The organism is Pseudarthrobacter sp. MDT1-22 (assembly GCF_054511035.1).
This window is the reverse complement of sequence record NZ_JBTNDK010000006.1, coordinates 1-25,314: the sequence shown is the minus strand read 5'-3', so window position 1 is coordinate 25,314 and position 25,314 is coordinate 1. Positions and strand designations below refer to the sequence as shown.

Genomic DNA, 25,314 nt, shown 5'->3' with positions numbered 1-25,314 from the left:
ACGGCGGCGGGGTTACTTCCGGTTCGCCTGGAGCTTCGGAAGCCTCAGCCGCCTTCGGCAGCATGAAATACGACGCCGGTGCTGCCGCCGATGGAAGTCTCACCTCGCTGGTTGTCGATTTCGGGGTCCTTGCCGAGGATATCCTTCGTACCAGCCGCGTGCCGTTCCAACCCTGCGCCGTCAGCACGCGCGAACTCTCAGGCCTCGACCTGCAGGTCACCGCGGATGACGGCTCATTCGTGATCAGCAGCAGGGGTGAGCGCATCACCGGCCTCCGGGTGCTGGCACCGGACGGCGCGCTCCTTGTGGACGGAGACCGCCTTGGCACCTTCGTCACGGGAGGCAGGTCCAGCAAGACCTGGAAACCGGACGCACCTCCCCCGCCCGGCTCTGTACTCGAGGTCACCGAGCACCGCACCCGTTGCGCGCGGCGGGACTCAGGCGTTCTTTTCGACCTGGGCGATCCCAGCCCGTCCTGCCTCGATAATGGGGGTGACCTCGCAGCGGACGTAACCGCGTTGGGCGTTGTGGAATTTCAGGTGCGGGTTCTCGGCCAGCCATTGCCGGCCGGTGGCATCCAAGTCCGCGCCGTTGCCGCCGGAGGTGACGGAGGTGCCCAGGAACTCGGTACCGATCGTCTGGGAGGCCTGGTCGTCGAAGTTGATCTTCAGGTCCGAGGCGGCGCTGCGGTGCGAGTCGCCGGTAAGGATCACGAAGTTCTCCACCCCGCGGTCCCGCACGCCGTCGTAGAGCCGCTGGCGCGCGGCGGTGTAGCCGTTCCAGTTGTCCATGCTGAGGCCGACCTCCGGGCCTGGGGTGGCGTCCACCTGCATGGTGAACACCTGGTTGCGGACTTTTCCATGCCTTCCAGCAGCCAGTTTTCCTGCCCCTGGCCGAGCATGGTCCGGCTCGGCTCCAGCCGCTCGTCACAGCCGATGGCGCGGCCGCCGCCGCAGACCTGGTCGCTGCGGTACTGGCCGGTGTCCACCATGTTGATCTGGGCCAGGTCACCGAAAGCAGCCCGGCGGTACAGCTGCAGGTCCGGCCCGGCTGGCTTCTGTGAGATCCGCAGCGGCGTGACCCAGTTCAGGCAGCGCCGCCGCACCGGCACGCACGACGTCGGCGAAGCCGGGGTCGCGGGCGATCTGCCAGTTCACCTGCACGCTCAGATCCGGCATGCCGCCCCGGCCGTCGAGGGCAGTCGGCTCAGGTGCCAGCTGGTCCAGAGCACCACGCCGTCCGGAAGCGGCTCACCCGAAGCCACGCCCAAAGAGAACGGATTCTCGCCAAAACGCGGGTTGGCCCAGGCCTTGCTGGGGGCTGTGGCAGCCATGCCGGACGGCGGCGGCCAGCGTCCCGCCGCCCAGCAGGGCCAGGAAGCGGCGGCGGTCAGGGGCAAGGGCGGACATGGCATCGAACATGGGGATCCTCCGGTTGCTGGTGAATGCCACCAGTGAACCTTCACCCCCTGTCGGGGACCCCATGAGAACCTGAACCGCCCGCACACAGAAAGTGAACCGGTGCATAACTTCCTGCAGAAACGAGACCTCAGCCGTTCCGTGTCTGACCGTTACAAATCAAACAGAAGGTGAGGTCATACTGTCAGCCGCCGTCGGTGATTCAGCCTCCTGATTGCATATGCAGCAGCCACGCCACCAAGGACCAGTCCGATCGTGATTACCCAGAATGAGTTGTTCGCTGCAGCGGTCACGGTATCCGCCGCAGCGTCATCGAATGTATCCGCTACAGGGGCAATGGTGGCACCGCCACTTGGTAATGGGGCAGGGTTGGAGTTCGCTGCCACTGTTGCCGGTGTTTCCGAAGATGTGGTTTCGGGTCGTTGAGTGGCTTCGTCCACCACCGGCTCAGGTGAGATCACTCCAGGTTCAGCAATTGCCACTGCCTGCGCCGCATTCGCAGCGGCAGGGTTATTTAGGGGCGATGCGGCTGCAGCCTGCTGGGAGGGAGCATCAGCAGGTTCGGGAGCCGGTTGCGCGGGAGCGGGTTGTGCGGGCCCTGGAGCTGGGGCAGTTGCAGCAGGTGCCGGGGCGGCATTGGTCGTAGCAAGGGGAGCGGGAGCTTCATCAGCGGTTACGGGGGGAGCCTCAGCGGTAGACGGGGTAGAAGCTGCTGATCCCTGCAACCCGCAATGCGTACCTACCCCCGCCCATGCATCACCAGGCTGGAGATTGGAGCAGGAGGGAGCAGGTGGATTAAGCGCGGGGATAAATAGCAACCTGTTAGGGGTTGCGCCCTTATTGGCACTGATGACACCCGTCACCGTGTTGTTGGTCATCGACTGGTGAACCTGTGCCGGGGATAACGAAGGGTCACGGGAAAGCAGGATTGCAGCCGCACCGGAAACGTGTGGAGCGGCCATTGAAGTACCGTCCAGAGTGTTGTAGCCGGTAGCAGCGTTGCTCCAAGCAGACCTGATGGATATTCCCGGCGCTTGAATATCAACGCAAGAGCCGTAGTTGGACCATGACGCCTGAGCGTCGTTAATATCCGTAGCTGCAACGGTAATGGCAGACCGAACTCGAGCAGGAGAAGTAGCACAGGCATCAGCGCCGGCGTTGCCTGCTGATGCGACTACCGTCATCCCGTCGTTAACAGCACTTTGAACGGCTTCGTCAAATGAAGAATTAGTGAAACCGCCAATACTGAGGTTTAGTACTGCTGGCTGACCGGCCACGTGGTGCTGAACTGACCAGTCAATCCCTGCCATGATTGTTGACGCCCAGCCGCTTCCATCACACTCAAGCGCCCGGATGGGGATGATGCTGGCTTTCTTGGCAACGCCGTATGTTGTTCCGGCGGCGGTTCCAGCGACGTGCGTCCCATGACCATTACAGTCATTGATTCCATTGCCATCATGAACTCCCCACCAGACTGCAGGAATCCTCCCGGAAAATTCCGTATGGGAAACATGCAGCCCAGTGTCAACAACATAGATGTTCACGCCAGCACCTTCATTGCCGATGCTGTACTGCCCATCTCGCCCTGATCGCTGATCTACCCGGTCAAGCCCCCAAATAGACGTGGCACCAGAGATTGAAACGGGAGTGTCAAGTTCAACTGAGGCCACGTCTTCTGATCTTTTCAGGGACTCCATTTCCTTCGGTGTCGCTACAACTACCGAAGCTTTCATTGCATGGGAAAGAGTCGCCTTAACTTCAATCCCCTGTTGCCGCAGGGACGTGGACTCCGCTTCTGCATTCACATCATTGCCATATTTCACGATGTACCTTTGCTCTCCTGCGGGTGGAGCAGAGGGCGAAGGAGAAGGAACAGTGGCAGATGGCGGATCAGTTGCAAAATCAGCATGAGCAACAGCAGGGGCCAGAGATAGAACCATTGAGGCAAGGAATACGGATGTCGCGGCTTTAAGGAAATACGGCGGTGTGGACATCTGCACTGTTCTTTCGTACGAAGGATGCCTCTTACCGCAGGAGCAGCCATAAGTGATTACCGAGCATTAATAGAAGCTGCACTACCGTGTGCCATACAAATGATAGCGGCGAGGCTCCAGATATTAGACCTCAGCGGACTGATTGTCGAACATTATGGTCCGGCACGAACATTTTGCCTAAGAGCACCTCGCCGAGGACCGCACCATCACCGGCGCCGAGCAGGAGAAGTGGCTGCTGGACGGCTTCAAGAACTCCACCCAGCGCTGGGACATCCTGGGCCCGGAGATCGACGACGTCTCCATGGACGGGTGGGACGGCTACGCCGCCTCCCGCCGCCGCCGCTCAGGCTCCACCGTGGGGGCTGGTCGCAAAGTAAGACCCGTCGAAACCCTCGAAACCCCCATCCAAGTCCGCTCGGCTGGGGGTTTCGCCGTTGTTTGAGCGGTACGCTCCTTGAAGCTGAAGAAGGATGGGGGGAAGCGTCATGGTGGAACTGAAACGCATTTATTGGAGCCGGCAGGCGCTGCGGTTGGCATACTCAGCCGTGCTGGTGTGGTTGAGCATCTCGGTGATCCTGGCGCTCCTGCCAAAGTCGAAAGTGGTGTCAGCGTCAGGGGCTGGTATCTCCGCCGCAACCGAGGTCCTGCGCGGGATGGTGGACAGCGTTCTGGCCGCGGTCGCCCTGCCCGGCGCATTTCTTGTCGTCCTGTTCATCGTTGCCGCCATCATCCACAGCAGAGACGTCCGACGCCGGGACCCGGTAAGACGTTTCACGCGCCAGCAGCGCCGCGAAGGCATGGCACGAGCTGCCAATCTGTGTGAAATGGAGGCAGGATTCCGGCGCCGTTGCTCCCGGCCCGCTGAGCACGGCGAACATTTCTACCCCTGGTCCAAGGGCGGATCCACCAGCCTGCAGAACTTTCTCGCCGCCTGCGCCAGGTGCAACCGGGCAAAGGGCGCCAGGATTCCTTCCCCGGGCCAACAGGAACGGATAGAACGACGACGGCGGGACTACGTTACGCCCAACGGTCCCGTTAGCGTCGGCGAGCGGCAGCCGCTTCGCTGACCGCCCCGCCGTTATTGCCGTTGCTTAGGCTCAGCTCAGCGCCCTAGGCCCAGAAAGACGGCAAGGGACTGTTCGACCGCAGTCATTGTCTTGGCGTCTATTTGCCCTAATCGCTGCCCAAGATTGGCGCGCCGAACGGTGGTCAGCTTGTCCACCATGATCTGGCTTTCGCGCTCCAAACCAGTGAACTGGTCCGGCTCAACAGTCAGCCTCAGTAGTGGCGCGCCTGTCAATTGGGACGTCAGCGGCAGAAGAGTGACCGACTCCGACGCCTCAAACAGGTCATCCTGAATTATCAGCGCTGGCCTGGGCTTTTGTGCATATGTTCCGCCTGAGACTGTCCACAACTCGCCTCGATTCACTCCGGCCAGTCTTCCGAAATCTCTTCGATGAAATCCTGGTCGTCCCCGGCCCTGTCGGAGGCGGCAACAGCCAGCGACTGCCGCCGCGCTTCACGCTTGAACTCTTCTGTACGGGCGTCCGGCACCCACATCTGAATCTGCCGAAGGCCGCGCTCACGCATGGCAATCCTGTGCCGCGCAACTCGATCCCTAACACTCATAATCAATTGTTACATGTAACGGAGGGCATCGCACCGCGTAGTTGTTTGGCGTACACAGCGATCGTCCCCGCCGCGTGTACCGGCCCGGCCCGCTGAAACGCTATCCGCACGAGGCCTTCATGGGGTAACCCCATTCAGGGTAGACAGTGCAGAGAACGGGCCTAACGACAGCGGGGCGGTCCCGGATTCCATAAGGGTTAGTAATGAGCCCATCAGCAGACTTTGTGGTTACTCTGATGACCATTAAATCCCGGGGAACACCTTCCCGGAGGTGACAAGGTATTCGTCGCAGCCAAGTAACACTCAGAGGAAGTTCGCGAAGCCCCTGGCAGATCAGCTGGGGGCTTCGCAGTGCCGCGCTCCGGAACTGTGGCGGTGCAGTTCCTCCGCGTAACCTCAGCCACCCCTACGGGTGCACCAGCACCTTCACCGCCGTCTCCTTGTGGTTGATCAGGGTGTCGAAGCCCTGCTCCACCAGGTCCTCCAGCGCGATCCTGCCGGTGATGAACGGTTTGAGGTCCACCTTGCCCTCCTGCACCAGTTTGATGGCCGCAGCATGGTCCCGGACGTACGCGATGGTCCCGCGCAGGTCGATCTCCTTGAGCACCAGCTTCTGCATGTCCACCGTGGCCGGCGCGCCCCAGATGGACACGTTGACTACAACACCCGCCGGCCGGACGGCGTCGAGCATGGTGTCCAGTACCGCGTTCACGCCCGCGCATTCGAAGGCGACGTCCGCGCCGGTACCGCCGGTGAGTTCCAGCACGCGCGCCGGAACGTCCTCCTGGCTGGGGTCCAGCACATGGTCCGCCACGCCGCTGGAAACCGCCTTCTCTTTGCGGGCCAGCGTCAGCTCGCTGACGATCGTGGTCACGCCCATGCCCTTGAGGACGGCCGCGGTGAGCAGCCCGATCGGGCCCGACCCGCCAACCAGCGCCACGTCGCCCGCCTTCACGCCGCTGCGTGCCACCGCATGGTGCGCCACGGACAGCGGCTCGATCAGGGCCGCCTCATCCAGCGGGATGTCCCCGATGGGATGCACCCACCGGGCGTCCACCACAATCTTCTCGCTCAGGCCTCCCCCGCCGCCGGAGAGCCCGATGAACCCCATCTTGCGGCACAGGTGGTAATTGCCTGCCTGGCAGGAATCGCATTCGTCGCAGACAAAATAAGGTTCGACGACGACGTTGTCCCCCTTCGCGAGGCCCGTCACCCCTTCGCCGACTTCAGACACAGTCCCGGAGAACTCGTGCCCCAGAGTCACCGGAGCCTCCTCCCCCGAGAGCGGGTGGGCATGCCCCGGCGCGGGGACGAAGATGGGGCCTTCGAGGTACTCGTGCAGGTCGGTTCCGCAGATGCCGCACCAGGCGACGTCGATCTTGACGGTCCCGGCGCGGAGCTCCGGCTCCGGCACATCCTCGATCCGGATGTCCTTCCTGCCGTGAAAACGTGCTGCTTTCATGATGGTCCTCCCAATTGAAGCGGATAAGAATCAGCGCGTGTGGTGCGTCGGCTGCAGTTCGTACACCGGCGTTTCCAGTCCCTCCATCCGGGCCTTCAGCTGCAGGGCGAGGTACGAGGAGTAGTGCCGGCTCTGGTGCAGGTTGCCGCCGTGGATCCAGAGGTTGGGCACGTTGGTGGGCTTCCACATGTTGCGCAGCTCCCCTTCCCAGGGGCCCGGGTCCTTCGGGGTGTCCGAGCCGTACCCCCAACATTTTCCTACCTTGTCTGCGATTTCGGGAGAGACCAGGTCCGCCAGCCAGCCGTTCATGGAGCCATAGCCGGTGGCGTACACAATCAGGTCAGCTTCCAGCTCCGTGCCGTCGTTCAGGACGACGGCGTTGCCGGTGATCTTGGAGACCTCCCCGGACTTCAGCTGCACCCGGCCGTCGATGATCAGCTGGGAGGCGCCGACGTCGATGTAGTAGCCGGAGCCGCGCCGCAAGTACTTCACGAACAGCCCGGATCCGTCCACGCCGAAGTCCAGGTCGAACCCGGCAGCCTCCAGCTGGGAGTAGAAATCAGCATCCCGGGCAGCCATCTCCTGGTACACCGGCACCTGCGCCTCAGGCAGGATCCGCAGCGGAAGTGACGCGAACAGCAGGTCGGCTTTCTCCGTAGTCACCCCGGCCGCCAAGGCCTTCTCGGAGTACAGGTCCCCCAAGGCCAGGTCCATCAGCGACTCGCTGCGAGCGATGTGCGTGGAGGACCGCTGCACCATGGTGACGTCGGCGCCGTGCTCCCACAGGTCCGCGCAAATATCGTGAGCGGAGTTGTTCGAGCCGATCACCACGGCCTTCTTCCCGCTCCAGTCTCTGCCGCCCGGGTGCTCCGACGAATGGCGCTGCTCCCCCAGGAAGGACCCCGCGCCGTCGAACGCGGGGATGTTCGGGTAGCCCGAGACGCCCAGGGCGAAGACCAGCTGCTTGGGGCGGAGGGTCACAGGTTCGCCGTTGCGGCGGACGCTGACCACCCATTCCTGGGTGCCGTCGTCGAACTCGGCGCCCAGGCACTCGGTGCCGCCCCAGTAGTTCAGCTCCATGATCCGGGTGTAGTGCTCCAGCCAGTCGCCGATCTTGTCCTTGGCGGCGAAGACCGGCCAGTCGTCGGGGAACTTCAGGTAGGGCATGTGGTCGTACCAGACGGGGTCGTGCAGGTGCAGGGACTTGTAGCGGTTCCGCCAGGAGTCGCCCGGCTTCTCGTTCTTCTCAATGACGAGGGTGGGGACGCCCAGGCGCCGCAGCCGGGCCGCGAGGCCGATGCCGCCCTGCCCGCCGCCGATGATGACCGTGTAGGGCTGCTCGTCGTAGCCGAGCCGCGCCTCGCGTTCCTCCTTCTGTTCCAGCCAGGAGCGGCGCCCCTTGATGATCTCGTGCGCCACGCTCTTCTCGCGGCGGGTGCCCTTTTTCTCCTCGAAGCCCTTCAGCTCCTGCATGGTGGTGAGCAGCGTCCAGCATTTGCCGTTCCGCAGCCGGAGGTGGCCGTAGCATCGGGCGGCGGCGGTTTCGAACGTAATCCAGGCTTCCACGCTGCCGTCGGCGCCGGTGGCATCCTCCGACAGCGCCCAATCAAAAGGCTGCACGTGGTCCAGCGTGGCCGCGAGCATCTGCCGGATGTCCGCCTTGCCTTCCAGCGTTTTCAGGTTCCAGGTGAACGCCACAAAGTCGCGCCAGTAGCTGTCGTCCTCGAAAAGCTCCAGCGCGGCGTCCACGTCGCGCCGCTGCAGGGCGGTATCCAGTTCCGTCAGCCAGGCCTGCGCGGCTGCGGTGGGTGTTTCGGTCATGTCCACTCCCTTGTGTCGTATGGTCCGTGTGTCTGGTGGTCCCGGCGGCCCGTCCCGCCGGAATCCCCTGCGCTATGCTGGGACCGGCGTGAGCTGCATCACTATTGCAACGCAGTGGGGGTTTCAACCGCGTTACACGGGCACTGCCGGCAAGGACGCCGCCGGTGAGGAGGACACTGTTTTGGACTACGGCCTGAGGTTTTCGGACCCGGCGAAGTATTCGCGCGCCCTGCGCCGCGCCCACGAACTGGTCATGTCCGGTGTCCCGCGCCCGGAGATCCCCAACGACCTGGCGGACTCGTGGCGCCGCTCCATGGCCCTGGGCATCAGCCCGGACCAGCACAGCCCGCGGCACCTGCACGACGTTTCCGACGTCCTGGAGCTGCGGCGGGAGCACCGGCTGCAGCAGGTCATGCCGGCCCTGAACGACCTGCTCGCCGACGATTCAACTTCCGGCCGGCACCTGCTGGTGCTCACCGACGCCAGCGGCGAGATCCTCTGACGGGTGGGCAGCCCCGAGGTGCTGCGGCGGGCGGACCGGCTGGAGTTCTCCGAAGGGGCGGACTGGTCCGAGGCCGGGATCGGCACCAACGCCATCAGCGAGGCGCTGGTCACCGGCCGGCCGGTGCAGCTGTTTTCCGCCGAGCACCTGGTCCGCACCCACCATGAGTGGGCCTGCACGGCGGCGCCCATCACGGACCCGGCCACGGGCCGGCTGCTGGGCGTGCTCGACGTCTCCGGACCGCTGGACACCATCAGCGCGGACACGCTTCGCATGGTGCGATGCGCGGTCCGGGTGGCCGAAGCGCTTTTGGTAAGGCCCGACGGCGGGACGTCCTTGAGTGCCTCTTCTCCCGTTCGTGCGTCCCGCCAGCCCGTCCGCCGGCCGGTGGCGGCCGTTGAGTCACTGGAGCTGCTCGGGGACAGGCCTGCCGCGGTGTTCCGGGACGGCAGCCGGGCGCCACTGACGCTGCGCCGGGCGGAAATCCTGGCGCTGCTGGATTCACGCGCCCAGGGCTGGAGCGCCGAGGAGCTGGCCTACGAGCTGCATGGCGATGCGGGCACGCCGCAGGCCATCCGGACGGAGATGTTCCGGGTCCGGTCGATGCTGGGTGATGCCGTGGAGTCGAACCCCTACCGGTTCGTTGCGGGCCTGGCCGGACGTTCGGATTCGGGGCGGGTACTGCGGTTGCTGCACGAGGGGCAGGTGGCGGACGCGCTGGAGGCGTACCGGGCTCCCCTGCTCAGCCGCTCGGGTGCCCTGGTCGTGCAGCTCCTGCGGGACCGTTTGGACCTAGCCCTCGGATCCGCCGTGCGGTCCAGCGGCGACGCCGGGCTCATTGTCCGTTGGCTGTCCACGGATATGGGCTCCGCGGATTTCGAGGCCGTCGAGGTGCTGGGACGGCTGGTGGGTCGAGGGGATGCGCGGTATCTTTCCTTCCGGGCACACCAGATGGCCGCGGAACAGGCATCGGCAATTTAGCTGTGCTATTGGTAGCGGTCCGGAACCGGCATCGTGGGTGACCAGGGTTAGATCCACGGGTTCGCTTCAGCAACTGGGAGCCGCCGCCGCCGGCTACGCGAGGAAAGGCACCGCTGAGCACACGCTGTATGGCCATACACTGGGCGGTTTTCCGACCACCGCCCCGGCAGCCTCATTCTGAACGCTACAAATTTCCCCCACCTATCCTTGAACGGTGGCTCTCATGACAGTTGTACTTTCCTTCGCGCTTGTTGCCGGACTTCTAATGCACAGCAGTCGGCCCTAAACCTTGGTTAGGTTGTTGGTGATGACCTCATATAACTCCGGGTCGTGCTGGCCTGGGCTCCGATGGTTTGAGTCATGAGTCAGCTGGCATCCCTCGCCGGCTTGGAAGAGCGAGTCTTCAGCATCCACTCGGATGCACCGAATTGGCACGGACTCGACCCGCTCGATGGATTCAACTGCCGTGGTCGTTCGCTTGGCCGGATTGACCCGTTCCTGCTTGCGCGGAATGCGGAAACATTCGGTGACGTGCCGGGGTATGAAGTGGATTCTCCACGTTCCGCCGTCCCTGGACTGCGCGTGGGGGGCGAAGGTCCTGGTGGGCTGTTCCCCCAGTGAGCGCAGGAGTCTGATGACATCGTTGACTAGCCGTTCACGTCCGCAAAAGCCGACCCCGGCCCGGCTCGCCCAGCCGTCCGAGTCTAGTAGGCCCTGCAGCAGGGCGGTCCGCTGGTCGACTGACCCCTCCAGGTACTCTTCCGGGATGTGCTTGTCGCGAAAGCAGGCTAGCCTGCGCAGCGCCCGCGCGTCGGTTCCGCCCATGTCAGCGCCGAAGCCGACCTTGGACGAGAACGACATACGGGTGCAGTTGCCCTTCTTTGCTCCGACCGAGTGGACTTCGACCCCGATGCCAACCATGCTGGCCCTAAAAACTTCCAGGTCCTCATCGCCGACCGTAATGTTGCAGCCGCCCGTACTGCCGTCACCGAGCCAGTATCCGAGCAGGTAGGGATGAACAGGAAGATCGCGGGCCAGCCCCTGCTGTGGCCCGGGGGTTGGTATGCTCCACCGCTTCGCGCTGTGCTCGTACATCTGGCCTGTTGTCCAGACGCGGTTGTACGATGCCGGCCAGTTCGTGGGCCGGGCCTGCCACAGCTGTCCGGCGGAGGCCACGACCGACGTCCCGCCCCTAAACCTAAGGCGGAAGCAATTCCGATCGGTCTGTATGGGAAAGGCTTCGACTACGGTCACGGGTTCCCCGGTGGTGCCGTAGATTTTGTCCCCGGCCTGGAGCTTCCCAATGGTGGTCCAGCCGTTTGGCGTGGGGATGGGCGTGTCCAGGGCCAGAGCCTCGTCGGCTATGGCGAACATGGCACGTCCACCTTCAGCCGACCGTAGGTTCCCACTCATGGTGCGCAACTTCTGCTGTAGGCTCAAGTGCTGCCAGCTCCTTCTCGATTAGTGAGGGAAGCTTATCCATCACCCCCGACACTGGGCTTGTGAAGCGCTGGCGACGCCACATGACGACGGGTGTGCGCCCCACCACCGACCTGGCGGATTCGTGGCGCCGCTCCATGGCCCTGGGCATCAGCCCGGACCAGCACAGCCCGCGCCAGACGATTCCAGTTCCGGCCGGCACGTGCTGGTACTCACCGACGCCCGCGGCGAGATCCTCTGGCGGGTGGGCAGCCCGGAGGTGCTGCGGCGTGCGGACCGGCTGGAGTTCTCCGAAGGGGCGGACTGGTCCGAGGCCGGGATCGGCACGAACGCCATCAGCGAGGCGCTGGTCACCGGCCGGCCGGTGCAGCTGTTCTCCGCCGAGCACCTGGTCCGCACGCACCATGAGTGGGCCTGCACGGCGGCGCCCATTATGGATGGACCCGGTCACGGGCCGGATGCTGGGCGTGCTGGACGTCTCCGGACCGCTGGACACCATCAGCGCGGACACGCTGCGGATGGTGCGGTGCGCGGTCCGGGTGGCGGAGGCTCTTCTGGGAACGCCCGACGGCGGGACCTCCGTGAGTGCCTCACCTGTCCGGAGTGCGTCCCGGCAGTCGGTCCGCCGGCCGTTTGCTGCCGTTGAGTTGCTGGAGCTTCTCTGGGGACAAACCTGCCGCCGTGTTCCGGGACGGCACTCGGGGGCCGTTGACGCTGCGACGGGCGGAAATCCTGGCGCTGCTGGATTCCCGCGGCCAGGGTTGGACTGCGGACGAGTTGGCCTACGAGCCCTACGGCGATGCGGGCACCACGGCGGCGATCCGTACCGAGATGTTCAGGGTCCGCTCGATGCTGGGCGATGCCGTGGAGTCGAACCCTTACCGGTTCGTCGCCGGCCTGGCCGGACGCCGTTGTCTACGTACATGTTGAGAGAGACTCCTGGTGCCCTGTCGTGGAACGAGCGGTTGTTGAAACCCTCGCTGGAGTGGGGTGTCCTGGTGTCATTTTCCGAAGTCGCCTGCACGAAATGTCCGAAGTCATCTGCCCATCTTCGGTCCTGCCCGGAATGACAGGCTTGTATAACTGGTCACTACTAGAGCTCCCCCCAGCCCACGACGTGACCGCATTGAGTGCAAGTTGCATCGATGTACTCGTCGTCCCGCGCGTAGTCCGTCGCCGTCGTTACTTTGATGGAGTCAAGTCCAGCACCACAATTGCTACAGCCGACAACAGGGCCCAACCCTGGGATGCTCTCGATCCGGATGTCCCACGAATCTAGCGTTTTTTGTATGGCCTTCAAGAGTTTGGCGTTGCTCGTCAGCCCAAGGATCTCTCTCGCGATCGAGCTGGTGTCCGTTCTGGCATCGATCCACTTCTTCGACTCAAGAAGTGTCGGGAGGGGCGTGTTGTCGATCTTAATGACCAGGATCTGTGTGGGTTCTTCGCGAAATTTCGTATAGGCAGCCGTCCACTCGTCCCGCACCCAAGTCGACTGTTCGGCGTAAGCGGACCAGAAGAGCACAAAGAGGTCGGTTCTTGCCAGAGCCTTATCGATCCACTCTGTGATGATTTCGCCGTTCAGTACGCCGAGTTCGTCGAAATGGGTCTCGGCACCGAGCAGTATTAGCTCAGCATTGACCTGCCTGACGAGTGGCTTATCTGCACTGTTGTGCGACAAGAAGACAGTCTCCATTGAGGACCTTTCACTATCCGAAATAGCCGTTGCTGCCGCTAAGGAAAGAAAATCGGGCGGCCCAGTCTGGTCGATCCAACGAAACTCGCCTACGCCGAACACCTTCGCGATCAGGAGGACCAGTCCATCTCCGAGATCGTCAAAGCCACGGGTATCATCCGGTCCAGCCTCTACCTCGCCTGCCAGCCCCGGTCACTGGAGACCTGAATGCCGCGAACCAGCAGAACGTCTAAAGGGCCGCAGCGAGATGACCCGATATTTGTCGCTACTGGTATATGTCGGTCCATTGATGACCGTCCCACCAGCGCGACGCCGACGGGTTCTGTGGATCCTTATAGAACCCGGGAGGAGGGCCGACAGGTTGCTGCGGCGCTTGCCTGGGCGGAGCCTGTTGTACTGTCGGAGCGGGACCTGCAGATTCCGCCCGGTGGAGTGAGCGTTGGTGGCCGCACGCCCGGCACTTGGGCATGAACGCGAGTCCGAGTTCCGACATACCACCTGTCATGAGCGCCACGGACCCACGTCCGACGTTTCTGGCCCCCATGCCTATGCCGGAGCCCATGCATTTGACGCAGTCGCGACAACCTGTGAATACCTTTTGACGAGCCACTTATCCCCCTATGAATATGACAATCGAAGTTCATCATAGAGCCTGGCGCGACTCATCCGTACTGAATGTCGCCAGGTATTCTTGCTCGCCGACACGCAACGGCGGCGGGTGGCCTTCAATAGAGTCGTCCGCCTGTTCAAGCGCTCCAGTTCAACCCGATCGACTCGATCGAAGGCTCCACCCACGTTGTCGCCGTCCCGGTGCCGATCATGACCATCACCTCCGCCTGGTCCGGTAGCTCCCGAGCTCCGGGGTTCGACTCCCGTCATGACTGGCCCCACGGCCAAAGCGCGATTCACCAAGACAACCGTGACGAGGACACGAGCAAGCGCCAGTGCGGTCACCTGCCTGAGAGCATCGATCGCGCAGGCCTGGATTGTTACCGACGCACGCCGTTCCTCGGCATAGGACGGCGGAAGGCCAACGCCCAGCCCGCGCGCTCATCGGTCAGGGACGCAGCGGGAGGTACCGCGTGGTCTGACAAGCACTGAGGACGCCGCTGGTACGCTGTCGCTCAACAACGAAGCAGGGAGCGCCATGAGTTTCGAAGAGGATCTGGCACAACGGCTGGAACTATCCAAACATGAGGCATCTATGCGGGATCAGGCTGCCGAGATGTCAGCCCGGGCTGCCCTGCAGGCCCTGGACCGGTTGGAGAACAACTGCCGGGAGGCAGCCACGTTCCTTTTCTCCCACAACATTCCAACGGAACCGCTTTTCGAGCAGAACCTCCAGCAGACCTTTTGGTCAGGGACCAAGAAGGTCCCGCATACGCTGGCAGCCGGGTGGGTGCTCAGGGACGCGTACAATATGGCAATCACCGTCGACGGCGGACTGTGGCAGAGTGGATTCGACGATCAGTTGCTCGTGAAGTGTGGATCTCTCAACTTCGCCGAAGCGCGAGCTCTGCTGGCGGCAGGGGAAACGGTGGAGACCCCCATGTTCAGCAGGGTCATGATCTTCCCCAGTGTGATCTGGGACCCGGAGCAGGGCTTCGTCGCTGATCAGAACTTGGCGATCCGGTTCCGCCCCAGCGACCATAAGAGTTATGAGTTCGACATCGAGGCTGGCATCACGGAGGGCGTGGTCCAGCTGGTCACGGAGCATTCCGGATAGCTCCGCGACGCTCTGGGACTTTAAGAAAGCGGGCCCGGTTAGTTGAAACCGTGCAACGCATCGTCGCCGAAATATGCATCAGCGACGCCGCCCAACTCGAGACCCAGCTCGACGGGGCGGTAAAAGTCGCTATAAAGGAGGTGCTTGTGAGCCAGCAACACGGCATCTTGGTTGTTCGGCACGTAAGCTGCGACTTCACAGTAGGCCTGTCGGCAGAAGTGCCATTCGGTACGACCCGCGAGCTCGATCGTCGACATTAGAGCGGCGCTGCACCCGTTCGAGCATTAGCCTTGTCAGTACAGCAGCCACCGGCTGCGAGAGGCGTGGGGCAACAATATTGGTTCCCGGCACTCGTACATGCGGGCTTCATCCGTAGATGCGACACCCCAATGAACATCCGTGGCGTCACGCTGGCGCTTCCTCCGGATAGTCATGTCTTTGCATTGCCCTGCGCCCACCGCGGTATGGGCTGGTGACTGCCGGCTGATCAGCAGTTGCGAGCAGTTCCGTTACATTGCACCCCAGAACGGCAGCAATGTCCCATAAGCGCTCGTAGGCGACGCTCTTCCGACCCCACTCAATACCAATAATCATGTTGCGTCTTAGGCCGGATTCCAGAGCCATGGACTCCTGGGAAAGGCCCTCCTCCAGTCGAAGCTGCCGGATTCGTGCACCGACCATTGCCCGGCGTTCCGCCCACCGGAGCGTCTGCTCCTCGGCGGACTGGTGCGGGCGATGGGCATCTACTCATGTCAACCCACATTGTCAGCCTTGTCTGCTCTACTAGTGATACATGCACGATGAAGTGCATGACGCCAACGAAAGTCAGGAGCAGGCGATGGAAGCGGGTCGGGAGGAGCCAACCGTCTCCATTGGGTCAGCCACGGTTTCCTCCGTTAGATCGGATAAGGACGCGGAAAACACCGAGACTACATTCCGCTCAGGCGGGGTTCCCGAGAAAAGTCGGTCTGCCGCCTCGGATCGGGAGCGCTTCTACAAAAAGACTTCCCGTGTGGAGAACGGCTGCCTGCTTTGGACTGCGGGCGTATCCACTCAGGGATACGGAAAGTTTCTGCTGAGCGGCAAGACCATTCCCGCCCACCGCGCTGCGTGGATCTTGGAGCACGGCAAGGTGCTGTCTCCTGACCAGTTCTTGCTGCACTCCTGCGACACCCGCCTGTGCGTGGAGATTAAGCACCTGAGGGTAGGCACGCACGAAGAAAACATGGCTGACAGAAAGGCCCGGGGGCGCTACAACACGTCCCGTGGGTTTAACAACCCGTTTGCGCGGTTCAACGATGCGGAAGTAGCCGACATGCGTCTACTCATCGAGCGTGACGTCAGCTATCAAAAGATTGCCGGTGTGTTTGACTGCACCTGGCAGTACGTTCGATTGATCGCCGAGGGAAAACTGAGGGCCAAACCAACAACGGCCCCCTCACCTTTCGTGCTGGCCAAGCTGGAGCGGGAGGCCAGGACGCAGGCCCGCCGGACCAAGGTCTCCGAGATAACCGCGGTTGTCCATCCGGAGGATGAGATCGACGGGGAAGAATGGCGGCCAACCCAGTTCGACGGATACTGGGTCAGTTCTCTGGGGAGGGTCCGCGGGCGGACTTGGGTCATTCTCAAGCTCTACATCACTGTTCCTGGCTACGCGGTCGTGCACTGCGGGAAGGGAAATCCCCGAGGGGTTCATGCGCTCGTATGCGAGGCATGGCACGGTCCACCCCCCGCCGCGGGTATGCACGCTGCCCATTACAACAGGAACCCGCTGGACAACCGCCCCGAGAATCTTCGTTGGGCCACACCCCTGGAGAACGTCGGGCAGGACAGGCTCCGGCATGGCACTGTGCCACGGGGCGAGAATCACGCCAACGCTAAGCTAACGCAGGAAAAAGCCAGAGTTATCCGCGCTCAATTTCCGGGCCCGCGCGGAACGATCGCCCGCCTGACGCGGGAGTACGGCGTGACCAAGACTGTGATTACTAACATCCGTGACAACATCACGTGGAGGGAATGATGCGGGCCCCGCCAAATACGGGTAGGAGCCCGTGTCCACCGATTCCGTTGTCGGGCTCGCTGATTCTCAGCGCAGTGAACACCGAACCCTTCCACACCCCGACGCCCGGCCTTCCCGAAGACATACATCATGCTCAGACCATAAGGGGAAGCAGGTCAAGATGGCCGCGAACGCGGTGACGGCCCCAGTCGCTCGCGACCTGTTACCTGCATGGCGGAAACCCTTGCAGGCCCATTGAGTTGAACTATTCCTCCGCAGTTTCCCCGTCGGCCTCGTCATCAGCCCAGGAGGGCCGCACACGTTCAAGCGTGATCTGTGCTTCTGGTCGGACGTATTCGGTTTTTCGGGGCAAACCCCGGACGTTCACAAGCATGACTGCCTTTCGTACGGCTGGACCTGGACGCCAAGGAACATACGTAGGTTTCCGAGAAAGAATCACCGGTGGAGTGCCAGATACGCTCTCGTCGATGGAGGAAGGGCTAAGTCATCGCTTACACAGTCGGCCCTACAGGTTCCTCTTCCTGCCCGAACATCCCCGCGAAAAGGAGTGCCAGCACCAGGAGAAGGAGCGCCACGCTGATGGCGATGACGATGCTGACGATGACATTCTCTCTCGTAATGAAAAGGTCATCAGTTCGGTTCTGATAGGAAGCTCGGGATAAACCCCCTAGAAAACCACGGTTTTTTAGGGGGTTTTTCGCTGGCTCTTCACAAATCTTGGTTCCCGAGCAGTCCCCTGCTTTTCGCCCAGTTTAAGGAAGCAGTCGTCACTTTTTCGTCACCCGACTTCAGCCCTCCCCGGCCCCGACCACTAAGAGACTCGGTCGACCGCCGCCGCTGATGTGGTGACGAACCCCCCGCGCGGCCGTCAGACCCTCAATCCAACTCGCCCACCTCGAGGCCATAAAGGCGTTAGGGACCACTGGAGGGCACTCTGCCGCCGTTCAGCGCCACCAGCCGATGGCCGAGCACGCCAAAGTATATTCTCGTCGCAGACAGCGCGGCCCCGGTCCGCACCGAAACAGGTTGGCCTCATTTCGGATCGCATTGTGGGAAAAATGATTCACAAGCTGAAATAAGTGATACATTGACGCTGCATTATGATTCCCATGGGCGAAAGTGGCAAACGTTGGAACACCTATCCGAAGTCGTTAAGATCCTTGAAGCAGCCCTTCGGCACGATCCCCACAAGGCCATCAACTACGCCAACCTCCTGGCAACCAAGCTTGAAGACGACCGTAATGGCCGCCAAGCAAACGCCATTCGAACGGTTCTGGCAAAAGTCCCCACTCCTTCGTTTTCGCCAGCAGGGGTCAGAAGTACTACGCCGCGCGACGAAGAGTCGCAACTCGACACAGTCGACGTTCTCGAACCGGGCGGTCCGACGGAGGACCTCGTTTTGCACCCCTATGTTTCCACCAAGATCGAGGACTTTATGCTCGGGGTCAAGTCCCATGAGAAGTGGTTCGCCGAAGGTATTGCAACACCCAACCGCCTTCTGATCTACGGCCCCCCCGGCACTGGGAAGACATCTATTGCTCGACGTGTTGCACGCGATCTCGATCTTCCTTTGGTCACAACAAGAAGCGACACGCTCGTCTCGTCCTTGCTAGGCCAAACCAGCCGCAACATACGACAGGTTTTTGAGTTCGCCGAACGTCACCCCTGTGTGCTCTTCCTGGATGAGTTTGATGCCCTTGGCAAAAACCGCGCTGATTCCAGAGAAATAGGCGAACTGCAGCGCGTGGTGATCGCCCTGCTGCAGAACATCGACTCTCTGTCGAGTTCCACGGTATTGATAGCAGCAACAAATCACGAGTCGCTTTTGGATCCAGCCGTCTGGCGAAGGTTCGAGAACACCGTCAGGATCAATCTCCCCAACGAAAGTGAACGCTTCCAGTTGTGGAAAAAGAAGCTAGGGCGATTCACGCTAGCTGAAAAAGACATGGAAACCTTGGTTCAATTTTCGAGTGGGCTTTCGGGGGCGGGTATACAAACCGCGGCCTTCGACATAGCCCGCATGGCAATCCAAGGCGGATCGGAAGAGGTTACATTGCCTGCTGCTCTTCGACGGCTAGCCAGGATTCAATGGCATGACCGCTATCATCTATTTGATAGCAGTCAGAGTGAGATAAGGGCTTTGCGGGAATGGGCGCCTAGCGTTTTTAGCATCCGTTCGCTAAGTGACTTGTTTGGCGTGAGTGCTAGACAAGTCATGAACGCGTTCAAGGGGGAAATCAAAAATGGCAGTCCAGCACCCGATACTTCTCTTACCGAGTGAACCCAGAGAGTCAAAGCGAAAATCCGGTGGTGGCCAAGCCAAAGAACCACTCGTCGAACTAACAACGGCGTTGCTGAATCAGCTCGGTGGCGAGCTAAACACGATCCGGCAAACGGTAACGTCGGCCGCTCCGCTCACTGGATTAGACAGCATCCCTTTGGTCATCAATCTCAGAGACAAAGCGTTGGCCAAATCGAATCGGCCAACCGAATTTCTCGAGAAGAACGGACTGGGAATAGAGGCGACAGCCCGAGCAGGACAGATTGTCACTCAGGCTACTCGGCGTGCGATTTCCACCCTGGGCGCCAAAATCGAGAATCCTACCTCAAACATGGAGGAATATGCCGTTTCCACGTTTGACTCCTTTTCGTTGTGGGATCCATTTCCCCGTGAACTGCTAGCCGAACAGAATCGCGATCTGCTAGAGGCCGCTTCGACTACCTCGAAGCCACTAAAGATGGATTTTTTTCCTTGGCTTGCCCTCAATTCGCCGCTAACGACAGGGCAGATTCTTCAGGACTATTTTGAGGACGAAGGCTTCGTCTTGCTGGATGAGGTCGGCAGCACCCGCCGGCGCACTGGCTATTTCCGGGTGGATGCAGGCGCATCTATTGAGTCTCTTCGGAGGGTTTTGGGCATTAGGAGCGCCATGCTGGCGCCCGAATACAGTACGTACGGCGACGTGCGCCAGCAGTCATTTCGGGCGATCGGGCAGAGTTCCACCGTTTCACTTCCTTCGCCGAGGAAGGCCGGGCGTGCAGTTGGGGTACTCGATTCGGGGATAGCTCCCGGCGTTCTTGATCCGTGGGTTGAGGGGAGAGAGAGCTACGACCTCGGTGGAGACTTGGATGCGACGCATGGAACATTCGTCGCCGGTTTGATTGCCGCCTCCCGTCATTTGAACGACGACAACCGTTTCCCATCGGACTCGGCGCCCGTCATCGACGCTCAAGTCCTGCCGACCGGGTCAATAACTGAACATCTCTTGCTGGATCGAATAGAAGAGGTCGTAGAGCGGTACGGGTCAAAGGGCCCACGAGTCTGGAACTGCTCCTTCGCGTCACAGACCCAGCTTGACCCCATGGGGTACAGCACATTCGCACAGGCTATGGACGAGTTATCTGCGAAACACGGCGTCCTTTTTGTCCAGGCCGCTGGGAACTACGTAGGAGGGCCCGCGCGAAGTTGGCCGCCAACTGCAGCACTGACTGACGGTATCGCCAGTCCAGCAGAGGCTATCAACTCTCTAGCGGTGGGATCGCTTTCGCATTTGGGTGGGTTTGTCGCCGTTGGCTCTCCCGCATCGTATTCCCGTCGCGGGCCCAGTTTCGGCGGTCAACAAAAGCCGGACCTAGTTCACTGGTCAGGGGATTTCGGATCAACCTTTGGCGCGCTTAGCGGGCACGGCATACAATCTGTGATTCCGGGCGACTCCTTGGCTGAATCGGTCGGCACATCGTTCGCAACACCATTGGTGAGCGCCATCGCGGCCAATACATGGGATGAAATCGAGCAGAGCAGCGCTTCCTCCTCCGCCTGCCCAGAATTGGTGAAGGGATTACTCATTCACGCCGCGGCGGTGGGGTCTCCTGTGATAGACAAAGACCACAAAGCGTATTTTGGGGCTGGTGTTCCTGGAGACTCGCAATCCATATTGGAAGACTCCGCGGATACATTTACGACAGTCCATGAGGTACGACTGACGCGTGGAGTCGACTGGTTTAAGGATCCATTTCCCGTGCCAGAGTGTCTACTGACTGACGATGGAAAGATCCAGGCTGAGATCGTGATGACAGTTGCGTACGCCCCTGTCATAGACGCTGGATTCGGTGATGAATGCGTCCGTAGCAGTGTGGACGCAAGTTTCGGACGCATGGTGCCAAGCGCTAATGGCTTTCAACTCAGCGGCATAGTGCCATTTGAAAAGGGCTCGAAGCCCCATGCTTGGGAGCACCAGCGTGTGGAAATGGGTAAGTGGAGTCCGATAAAGACCTACAAGGCCAAGTATCCTCAGGGAAAGCAAGGCGGCGACCGTTGGGCGCTTAAGATGTCGTTACTGGAGAGAGTTGAAGGCGAAGTAAAAAACGAACAGCGCGTGTTTGTAATTCTGACCTTCAAGGGGCTGAAGTCATCCCTGCCCGTGTATCAGGACGGGCTCTCAGCCATTCGGGCCAGCAGCTACTCGAGCCTTGCCCTTCGAAATGACAACCGCATTCGCCTCCGCGCAGACGGATAACTATTTCAGGCAACCGCACGGGAAACGGCGCATTCCGGCGTCTGCGCCAGCATGCAGCGCTGCCCCGACGCTGTGGGGTCCTCGGGCCAGAGCCCGGGCAAAGACAACGGGAAATCAGAAGTTAGCCGTAGTCTGTTGCGCTGCCGTTCAGCGCTTTCCCTTAGTCAGATACCGAAAGGCCGCAGCTACACCAGAGCATGGGAGCGTGGGTCGTCAGCCCGCCCCGCCGCAAGCACGGCGCGAGCCTGGTCTTTGGTCGGTCCCCGCGTGTTGCTGTGGTCGGTTCTACTTTTGAACATGGCACAAGATTCCGCGTTTCCACGGCCGCCTTTTCACGACCTTCGGCACACCGCCGTCAGCCTCGCGGTTAGCAACTTGGCCAACATACAGGTCGTCCAGCGGATAGCCGATCACCCCGGACGCTGGTTCATGAGGACTGTTCGGAGACCAGGGTCGATGTCCTCGATACGGATGGATCGCAGGCTGGTAATGCTGTCCTACGTATGGCCGGGAAGGCTGCTGAAAATCGAGCCTCTCATTATACAAGGGTAAAGTGCGCCGTACATTGGATAGCCCGTAACGGGAGGGCCTTGGAACGCTTCAGCCGTTAGCTGTTCCGACTTGGCGAAAGTGTTCAAACGGGCGGAAGCACCGTCTGGCGATATGCGCGGAGGGCTTGCAGTAATCTTTTGTGCGGCGATGCCAAGAAGTGGTTCCCCTGCTCACATAGGGTGTGGGCAGGGACATTTACGGTTGACGGGGCATCAGTGGGATTCGACGTTGCGAAGGCCTGGGCGACAGAATACCTGGTTGAGGGGCCAGGCGCTTCCGCGTATCCGCCTACGAGTACCCGGGAGCAGACAGCGGTTCTGTTCAAGCGCAGGACCTCCTCGCTGTGGCCCTGTTGAACGTCTCGAATAAACCCTTGAAGGTGTACTACGGCCTCCAGGGACAGATGGAGCTGCTTCACTAGAGGCTGAAGCACCCGCGACTCGAAGGGAGCCTGCGCGACACATCGCCGACTATTCGGGAAGCCATCGCAGACCTCTTCGATGCCCTGGAAGAGAAGCGCGCAAACAACGTCAAGCTCACTACGCTTTCCAAGGTCCTGCACCGTAAGCGCCCGGAGTTACTGGCGCTGTTCGACGCCAAAATCTCATACTGCTACACCGACTACGCTGGTGCTCCCGTCCCGAAGGAGAGGAAGCGAAGCAAGCGGGACTACAGGCTTAGGTGGCGGGAGGAAGTCCAAAACGACCTAGACAGCCAACACGACCAGTGGGAGGAGATCGCCGCCATCGCCCCCGGACCTAAGATCACACCCCTTCGGGCCCTGGATATCATCGGGTGGGAGCTTGGCAGACGCAGGAGCTGACTTTCGTCTGCACTACAGTTCTCCTGCTTGGCGTGCTCGTGATGAGGACGAGAGCACCTTCTTTGCGACACACGATGCCACCGCCAGCAGCTTGGATAGCGTCTGTTAACGCCAACCGAAAATAGTGAGCATGGTGCCGCTCGGCGGCCGCACCTGGGCGGATGAGAATCGGCGGTGGTCCCCTCTTCCTTCCGTAATGGCTCAGGGGCATTCTGGTTGTGTGTTCGTCGGGCTGGACGTCGATGGCCCTTGGTGCCCTGTGAGCCCGGAAAATAGTGTGGCGTGGAGGGCCGTGGGCACCCGGTCGTGCTGCCTTAGAGCGCGAACTTCAGAGTCCTTGACTGACGGCCTTCCTCCGGCGAACACGTTACTAGCGGCATACGGAGGAGGACGGCGATGGAGGAGATCGTTCAATATTGCGTCGGGCTCGATGTCCACCGGGACACGGTCATGGCCACGGTCAGGCGGCCTGCAACAAGAGGGAAACGCGAGCACGAGACTCGCACGTTTTCCACGAATACCGCCGGGCTGATTGCTTTGGGAGATTGGCTGGTTGCCCAGAGGGTGACCCGGGCGGGGATGGAGTCCACCGGTGTGTACTGGAAGCCGGTGTTCTATCTGTTGGAGGACCGGGTTCCGGAGGTCTGGCTGCTGAATGCGGCGCACATGAAGAATGTTCCCGGGCGCAAGACTGACGTCGCCGATTCGGCGTGGATCGCGCAGCTGGTCGAACATGGCTTGGTTCGGCCGTCGTTCGTGCCGCCGCCGCCGATCCGGGAACTGCGTGATTTCACCCGATACCGCAGGACTCTTGTGGAGGAGCGTACGCGTGCCATCCAACGGCTGGAGAAGGTTTTGCAGGACGCCGGAATCAAACTATCGAGCGTCGCTTCGACGATCCTGACGAAGTCCGGGCGGATGATCCTTGAGGCGATGCTCGCCGGACAAAGTGACCCGGCAGTGCTTGCCGATCTGTCGCTGGGACGGCTACGGTCCAAAATCCCTCAACTCCGAAATGCACTCACGGGCACTTTCCGGGTCTCGCACCACGGGGTCCTGGTGAAGCAGATGCTCGCGCACATCGATTTCCTTGAGCAGCAGACTCAGCTGATCGACGATGAAATCGTTACCCGCGTAGCCGACTACGAACCCGTCCTCGAACTCGTCCAAACCATTCCCGGAGTCGGCCGAAAGGTTGCGATCTCTCTCGTCGCGGAAATCGGGATCGATATGAGTGTTTTCCCCTCAGCCGCGCATCTGGCGTCATGGGCCGGGATCTGTCCCGGCAATAACGCCTCCGGTGGCAAATCACACTCCGGACGCGCGCGCCACGGACCGGTCGCGCTGCGGACTGCCCTAACCGAAGCAGCCCAGGCCGCGGCGCGGACCAAGGGGACCTACCTTGCCGCCCACTTCCACTCGGTCCGCAGCAGGCGAGGGACGTTCAAGGCACTCGGGGCAACACGGCATGACATCCTCACCGCCTACTGGCACATCGTCCATGACGGGACCGGATATGCCGAGCTTGGAGCAGACTGGCTAGTGCGCCGGCAGGGACCCGAACATCAACTCGCCCGCCTCGTCCGGCAGATCGAAAGGCTCGGAGCGGAGGTCACCACCACCCGCACCGCCGCCTGACACACCTTCCCGACTCAACGCGGGGATTCACACTTCAGGGCCATCAGTGCCAATTGAAAACGGGGCCACGGGGTTGTGGTTCTATCCATAATGGTCGGCGGCCCTATTTTCAGTTGGCGTTCCTGGCCCTATTTTCGGTTGGCGTTAACAAGCGTCGGATTGCCTATCGTCTGCGTTCAATCCGTCATATGCCTTGAGAGTCCGGGTGACCCCTAAGCTGGATTTTGCGGCCCATGAGCCACGGAGTGACTCCCATTTAAGGTTCCTACGGGACTGAGCCGTCACAGCTGGCGATCGCGTAGGCGCCTGACGAGGTGACGGTGGAGATAACCTTTCCGTCCACACTGATCCGGCAGATGATGTTGCCCGAAGTGCCTTTGTTCTGGGCCGATATGTAGACGAAATCGCCTCGGTCCATTTCAAAAGTGACCATGTCGCCGCTCTTGTTAACCAGCGGCACCTTGATCGATGCCTGCGCAGTACCGGTCGGCGCCTGGTACGTGATTGTTGCACTCTTAGCGCCCCCGACAACCTCGTAGGTGACAATTCGCTGGGTCGACGTCACGGCGCTGCTGTTGCTTGATCCGGAACTGTTTGAGACGGGGGAACGCCCAGCAGTGTTGATCCAGCCGGTTAGCATTAGCGCCGCAACGCCGGCCGCCACGATTCCCAGAACCAAACGGCCCCGACGGGGTGGAGTCTTCACATGGCTGGCAGGCTCGGTCTGGATCAGGGGAACTGGCGACTGCCAGGAATGAAGCTGCGGAGCAGTCTGCGTGGACCGTTCTTGGGCGGGCCGGCCGGGCCGTGGGAAGGCTGGCACGGGGCTGGGCGTCTCAGGCAGAGGGTGGGCGCCAGCGGGGTCGTGCTCTGCATGCTCTTTGCGTAGTGCGATGGCGTCCAGGCTGAACCGGCTGATGACAGAGCCCCGCCGCTCGAGATACCCGGCGTAGAGATCGCCGCCGAACCCGGAAGCAAGAGACTCGGCGTAGGAACTCAGGACTCTGGACACAGCGATTTAGTTTTTGAGTGACGTTTCTTTGTTTTTGATTTCGAATCGTAGGATCCGGTCCGTGCCCGGGTAACGGGTTTCGGTGG

The 25,314-nt window shown here is 61.3% G+C and carries 23 protein-coding genes and 2 pseudogenes; 12 read left to right on the top strand and 13 right to left on the bottom strand.

The window, feature by feature from the left end:
- Nucleotides 1-437: 437 nt before the first annotated feature.
- Nucleotides 438-1,105 (bottom strand): annotated as a pseudogene (locus tag ACX80M_RS06610) (alkaline phosphatase D family protein).
- Between ACX80M_RS06610 and ACX80M_RS06605 the strand changes: the two are divergent.
- Entirely contained in the window at nucleotides 1,077-1,457 is a 381-nt protein-coding gene (locus ACX80M_RS06605) for a hypothetical protein (RefSeq protein WP_252601366.1), read from the top strand. The pseudogene ACX80M_RS06610 and the gene ACX80M_RS06605 overlap by 29 nt on opposite strands.
- A 137-nt stretch (nucleotides 1,458-1,594) precedes the next feature.
- Here the strand turns inward: ACX80M_RS06605 and ACX80M_RS06600 are convergent, their stop codons facing one another.
- A complete protein-coding gene (locus ACX80M_RS06600; RefSeq protein WP_459309288.1) occupies nucleotides 1,595-3,241 on the bottom strand; it encodes a S8 family peptidase in 1,647 nt (548 codons plus the stop codon).
- A gap of 352 nt (nucleotides 3,242-3,593) precedes the next feature.
- Here ACX80M_RS06600 and ACX80M_RS06595 point away from each other — a divergent pair.
- Both ACX80M_RS06595 and ACX80M_RS06590 read left to right on the top strand, forming a co-directional pair.
- Nucleotides 3,594-3,776, top strand: a pseudogene (locus ACX80M_RS06595) (alkaline phosphatase D family protein); the annotation flags it as partial.
- Nucleotides 3,777-3,897: 121 nt separating this feature from the next.
- Complete coding sequence (locus tag ACX80M_RS06590) at nucleotides 3,898-4,479, top strand: HNH endonuclease (RefSeq protein WP_252607736.1); 582 nt, start codon at nucleotides 3,898-3,900, stop codon at nucleotides 4,477-4,479.
- Nucleotides 4,480-4,514: 35 nt separating this feature from the next.
- Here the strand turns inward: ACX80M_RS06590 and ACX80M_RS06585 are convergent, their stop codons facing one another.
- From ACX80M_RS06585 to ACX80M_RS06570, 4 genes are all read right to left on the bottom strand, one after another.
- Nucleotides 4,515-4,841 (bottom strand): type II toxin-antitoxin system PemK/MazF family toxin, encoded by a 327-nt coding sequence (locus ACX80M_RS06585; RefSeq protein ID WP_252607735.1) that lies wholly within the window; start codon nucleotides 4,839-4,841, stop codon nucleotides 4,515-4,517.
- Entirely contained in the window at nucleotides 4,838-5,041 is a 204-nt protein-coding gene (locus ACX80M_RS06580; protein ID WP_256470652.1) for an antitoxin MazE family protein, read from the bottom strand. Before ACX80M_RS06580 ends, ACX80M_RS06585 begins: the two co-directional genes overlap by 4 nt.
- A gap of 406 nt (nucleotides 5,042-5,447) precedes the next feature.
- Entirely contained in the window at nucleotides 5,448-6,503 is a 1,056-nt protein-coding gene (locus tag ACX80M_RS06575) for a 2,3-butanediol dehydrogenase (protein WP_252607733.1), read from the bottom strand.
- A 30-nt stretch (nucleotides 6,504-6,533) separates the two neighbouring features.
- Nucleotides 6,534-8,324 carry an NAD(P)-binding domain-containing protein gene (locus tag ACX80M_RS06570; protein ID WP_459309287.1) on the bottom strand — a complete coding sequence of 597 codons (1,791 nt, stop codon included), beginning with the start codon at nucleotides 8,322-8,324 and terminating at the stop codon, nucleotides 6,534-6,536.
- Nucleotides 8,325-8,412: 88 nt separating this feature from the next.
- Here ACX80M_RS06570 and ACX80M_RS06565 point away from each other — a divergent pair, with 88 nt between their 5' ends.
- Both ACX80M_RS06565 and ACX80M_RS06560 read left to right on the top strand, forming a co-directional pair.
- On the top strand, nucleotides 8,413-8,826 hold the full coding sequence (locus ACX80M_RS06565; protein ID WP_459309286.1) for a hypothetical protein: 414 nt from the start codon (nucleotides 8,413-8,415) through the stop codon (nucleotides 8,824-8,826).
- A gap of 3 nt (nucleotides 8,827-8,829) precedes the next feature.
- Nucleotides 8,830-9,807: a GAF domain-containing protein gene (locus ACX80M_RS06560; protein ID WP_459309285.1), complete on the top strand. Its 978-nt coding sequence runs from the start codon at nucleotides 8,830-8,832 to the stop codon at nucleotides 9,805-9,807.
- A 282-nt stretch (nucleotides 9,808-10,089) separates the two neighbouring features.
- Here ACX80M_RS06560 and ACX80M_RS06555 read toward each other — a convergent pair whose 3' ends face one another.
- Both ACX80M_RS06555 and ACX80M_RS06550 read right to left on the bottom strand, forming a co-directional pair.
- Nucleotides 10,090-11,181, bottom strand: a complete 1,092-nt coding sequence (locus ACX80M_RS06555; protein WP_459309284.1) for a Hint domain-containing protein — start codon at nucleotides 11,179-11,181, stop codon at nucleotides 10,090-10,092.
- 13 nt (nucleotides 11,182-11,194) lie between these two features.
- Complete coding sequence (locus ACX80M_RS06550) at nucleotides 11,195-11,758, bottom strand: hypothetical protein (RefSeq protein ID WP_459309283.1); 564 nt, start codon at nucleotides 11,756-11,758, stop codon at nucleotides 11,195-11,197.
- Nucleotides 11,759-11,928: 170 nt separating this feature from the next.
- On the opposite strand from ACX80M_RS06550, the gene ACX80M_RS06545 reads away from it, so the two are divergent.
- Nucleotides 11,929-12,177, top strand: a complete 249-nt coding sequence (locus ACX80M_RS06545) for a hypothetical protein (protein WP_459309282.1) — start codon at nucleotides 11,929-11,931, stop codon at nucleotides 12,175-12,177.
- A gap of 163 nt (nucleotides 12,178-12,340) precedes the next feature.
- On the opposite strand, the gene ACX80M_RS06540 is transcribed toward ACX80M_RS06545, so the two are convergent.
- Nucleotides 12,341-12,940, bottom strand: a complete 600-nt coding sequence (locus ACX80M_RS06540; RefSeq protein WP_459309281.1) for a toll/interleukin-1 receptor domain-containing protein — start codon at nucleotides 12,938-12,940, stop codon at nucleotides 12,341-12,343.
- 265 nt (nucleotides 12,941-13,205) lie between these two features.
- Nucleotides 13,206-13,409: a DUF2510 domain-containing protein gene (locus ACX80M_RS06535; protein WP_459309328.1), complete on the bottom strand. Its 204-nt coding sequence runs from the start codon at nucleotides 13,407-13,409 to the stop codon at nucleotides 13,206-13,208.
- Between the two features lie 678 nt (nucleotides 13,410-14,087).
- On the opposite strand from ACX80M_RS06535, the gene ACX80M_RS06530 reads away from it, so the two are divergent.
- Entirely contained in the window at nucleotides 14,088-14,666 is a 579-nt protein-coding gene (locus ACX80M_RS06530; protein ID WP_459309280.1) for a hypothetical protein, read from the top strand.
- Between the two features lie 38 nt (nucleotides 14,667-14,704).
- On the opposite strand, the gene ACX80M_RS06525 is transcribed toward ACX80M_RS06530, so the two are convergent.
- Nucleotides 14,705-14,923 (bottom strand): hypothetical protein, encoded by a 219-nt coding sequence (locus ACX80M_RS06525; protein ID WP_459309279.1) that lies wholly within the window; start codon nucleotides 14,921-14,923, stop codon nucleotides 14,705-14,707.
- A 148-nt stretch (nucleotides 14,924-15,071) separates the two neighbouring features.
- Complete coding sequence (locus ACX80M_RS06520; RefSeq protein WP_459309278.1) at nucleotides 15,072-15,347, bottom strand: helix-turn-helix domain-containing protein; 276 nt, start codon at nucleotides 15,345-15,347, stop codon at nucleotides 15,072-15,074.
- Nucleotides 15,348-15,459: 112 nt separating this feature from the next.
- Here ACX80M_RS06520 and ACX80M_RS06515 point away from each other — a divergent pair, with 112 nt between their 5' ends.
- The 5 genes from ACX80M_RS06515 (at nucleotide 15,460) to ACX80M_RS06495 (ending at nucleotide 24,216) form a co-directional block, all read left to right on the top strand.
- Nucleotides 15,460-16,686, top strand: a complete 1,227-nt coding sequence (locus ACX80M_RS06515; RefSeq protein ID WP_459309277.1) for an HNH endonuclease signature motif containing protein — start codon at nucleotides 15,460-15,462, stop codon at nucleotides 16,684-16,686.
- Nucleotides 16,687-17,815: 1,129 nt separating this feature from the next.
- Entirely contained in the window at nucleotides 17,816-18,967 is a 1,152-nt protein-coding gene (locus tag ACX80M_RS06510; protein WP_459309276.1) for an AAA family ATPase, read from the top strand.
- Nucleotides 18,930-21,203 carry a S8 family peptidase gene (locus ACX80M_RS06505; RefSeq protein WP_459309275.1) on the top strand — a complete coding sequence of 758 codons (2,274 nt, stop codon included), beginning with the start codon at nucleotides 18,930-18,932 and terminating at the stop codon, nucleotides 21,201-21,203. Before ACX80M_RS06510 ends, ACX80M_RS06505 begins: the two co-directional genes overlap by 38 nt.
- A 976-nt stretch (nucleotides 21,204-22,179) precedes the next feature.
- Nucleotides 22,180-22,578: a DUF6308 family protein gene (locus ACX80M_RS06500; protein WP_459309327.1), complete on the top strand. Its 399-nt coding sequence runs from the start codon at nucleotides 22,180-22,182 to the stop codon at nucleotides 22,576-22,578.
- A 396-nt stretch (nucleotides 22,579-22,974) separates the two neighbouring features.
- Nucleotides 22,975-24,216 carry an IS110 family RNA-guided transposase gene (locus tag ACX80M_RS06495; protein ID WP_459309274.1) on the top strand — a complete coding sequence of 414 codons (1,242 nt, stop codon included), beginning with the start codon at nucleotides 22,975-22,977 and terminating at the stop codon, nucleotides 24,214-24,216.
- A 265-nt stretch (nucleotides 24,217-24,481) separates the two neighbouring features.
- Here the strand turns inward: ACX80M_RS06495 and ACX80M_RS06490 are convergent, their stop codons facing one another.
- On the bottom strand, nucleotides 24,482-24,880 hold the full coding sequence (locus ACX80M_RS06490) for an MmpS family transport accessory protein (protein ID WP_459309273.1): 399 nt from the start codon (nucleotides 24,878-24,880) through the stop codon (nucleotides 24,482-24,484).
- Between the last annotated feature and the right edge of the window lie 434 nt (nucleotides 24,881-25,314).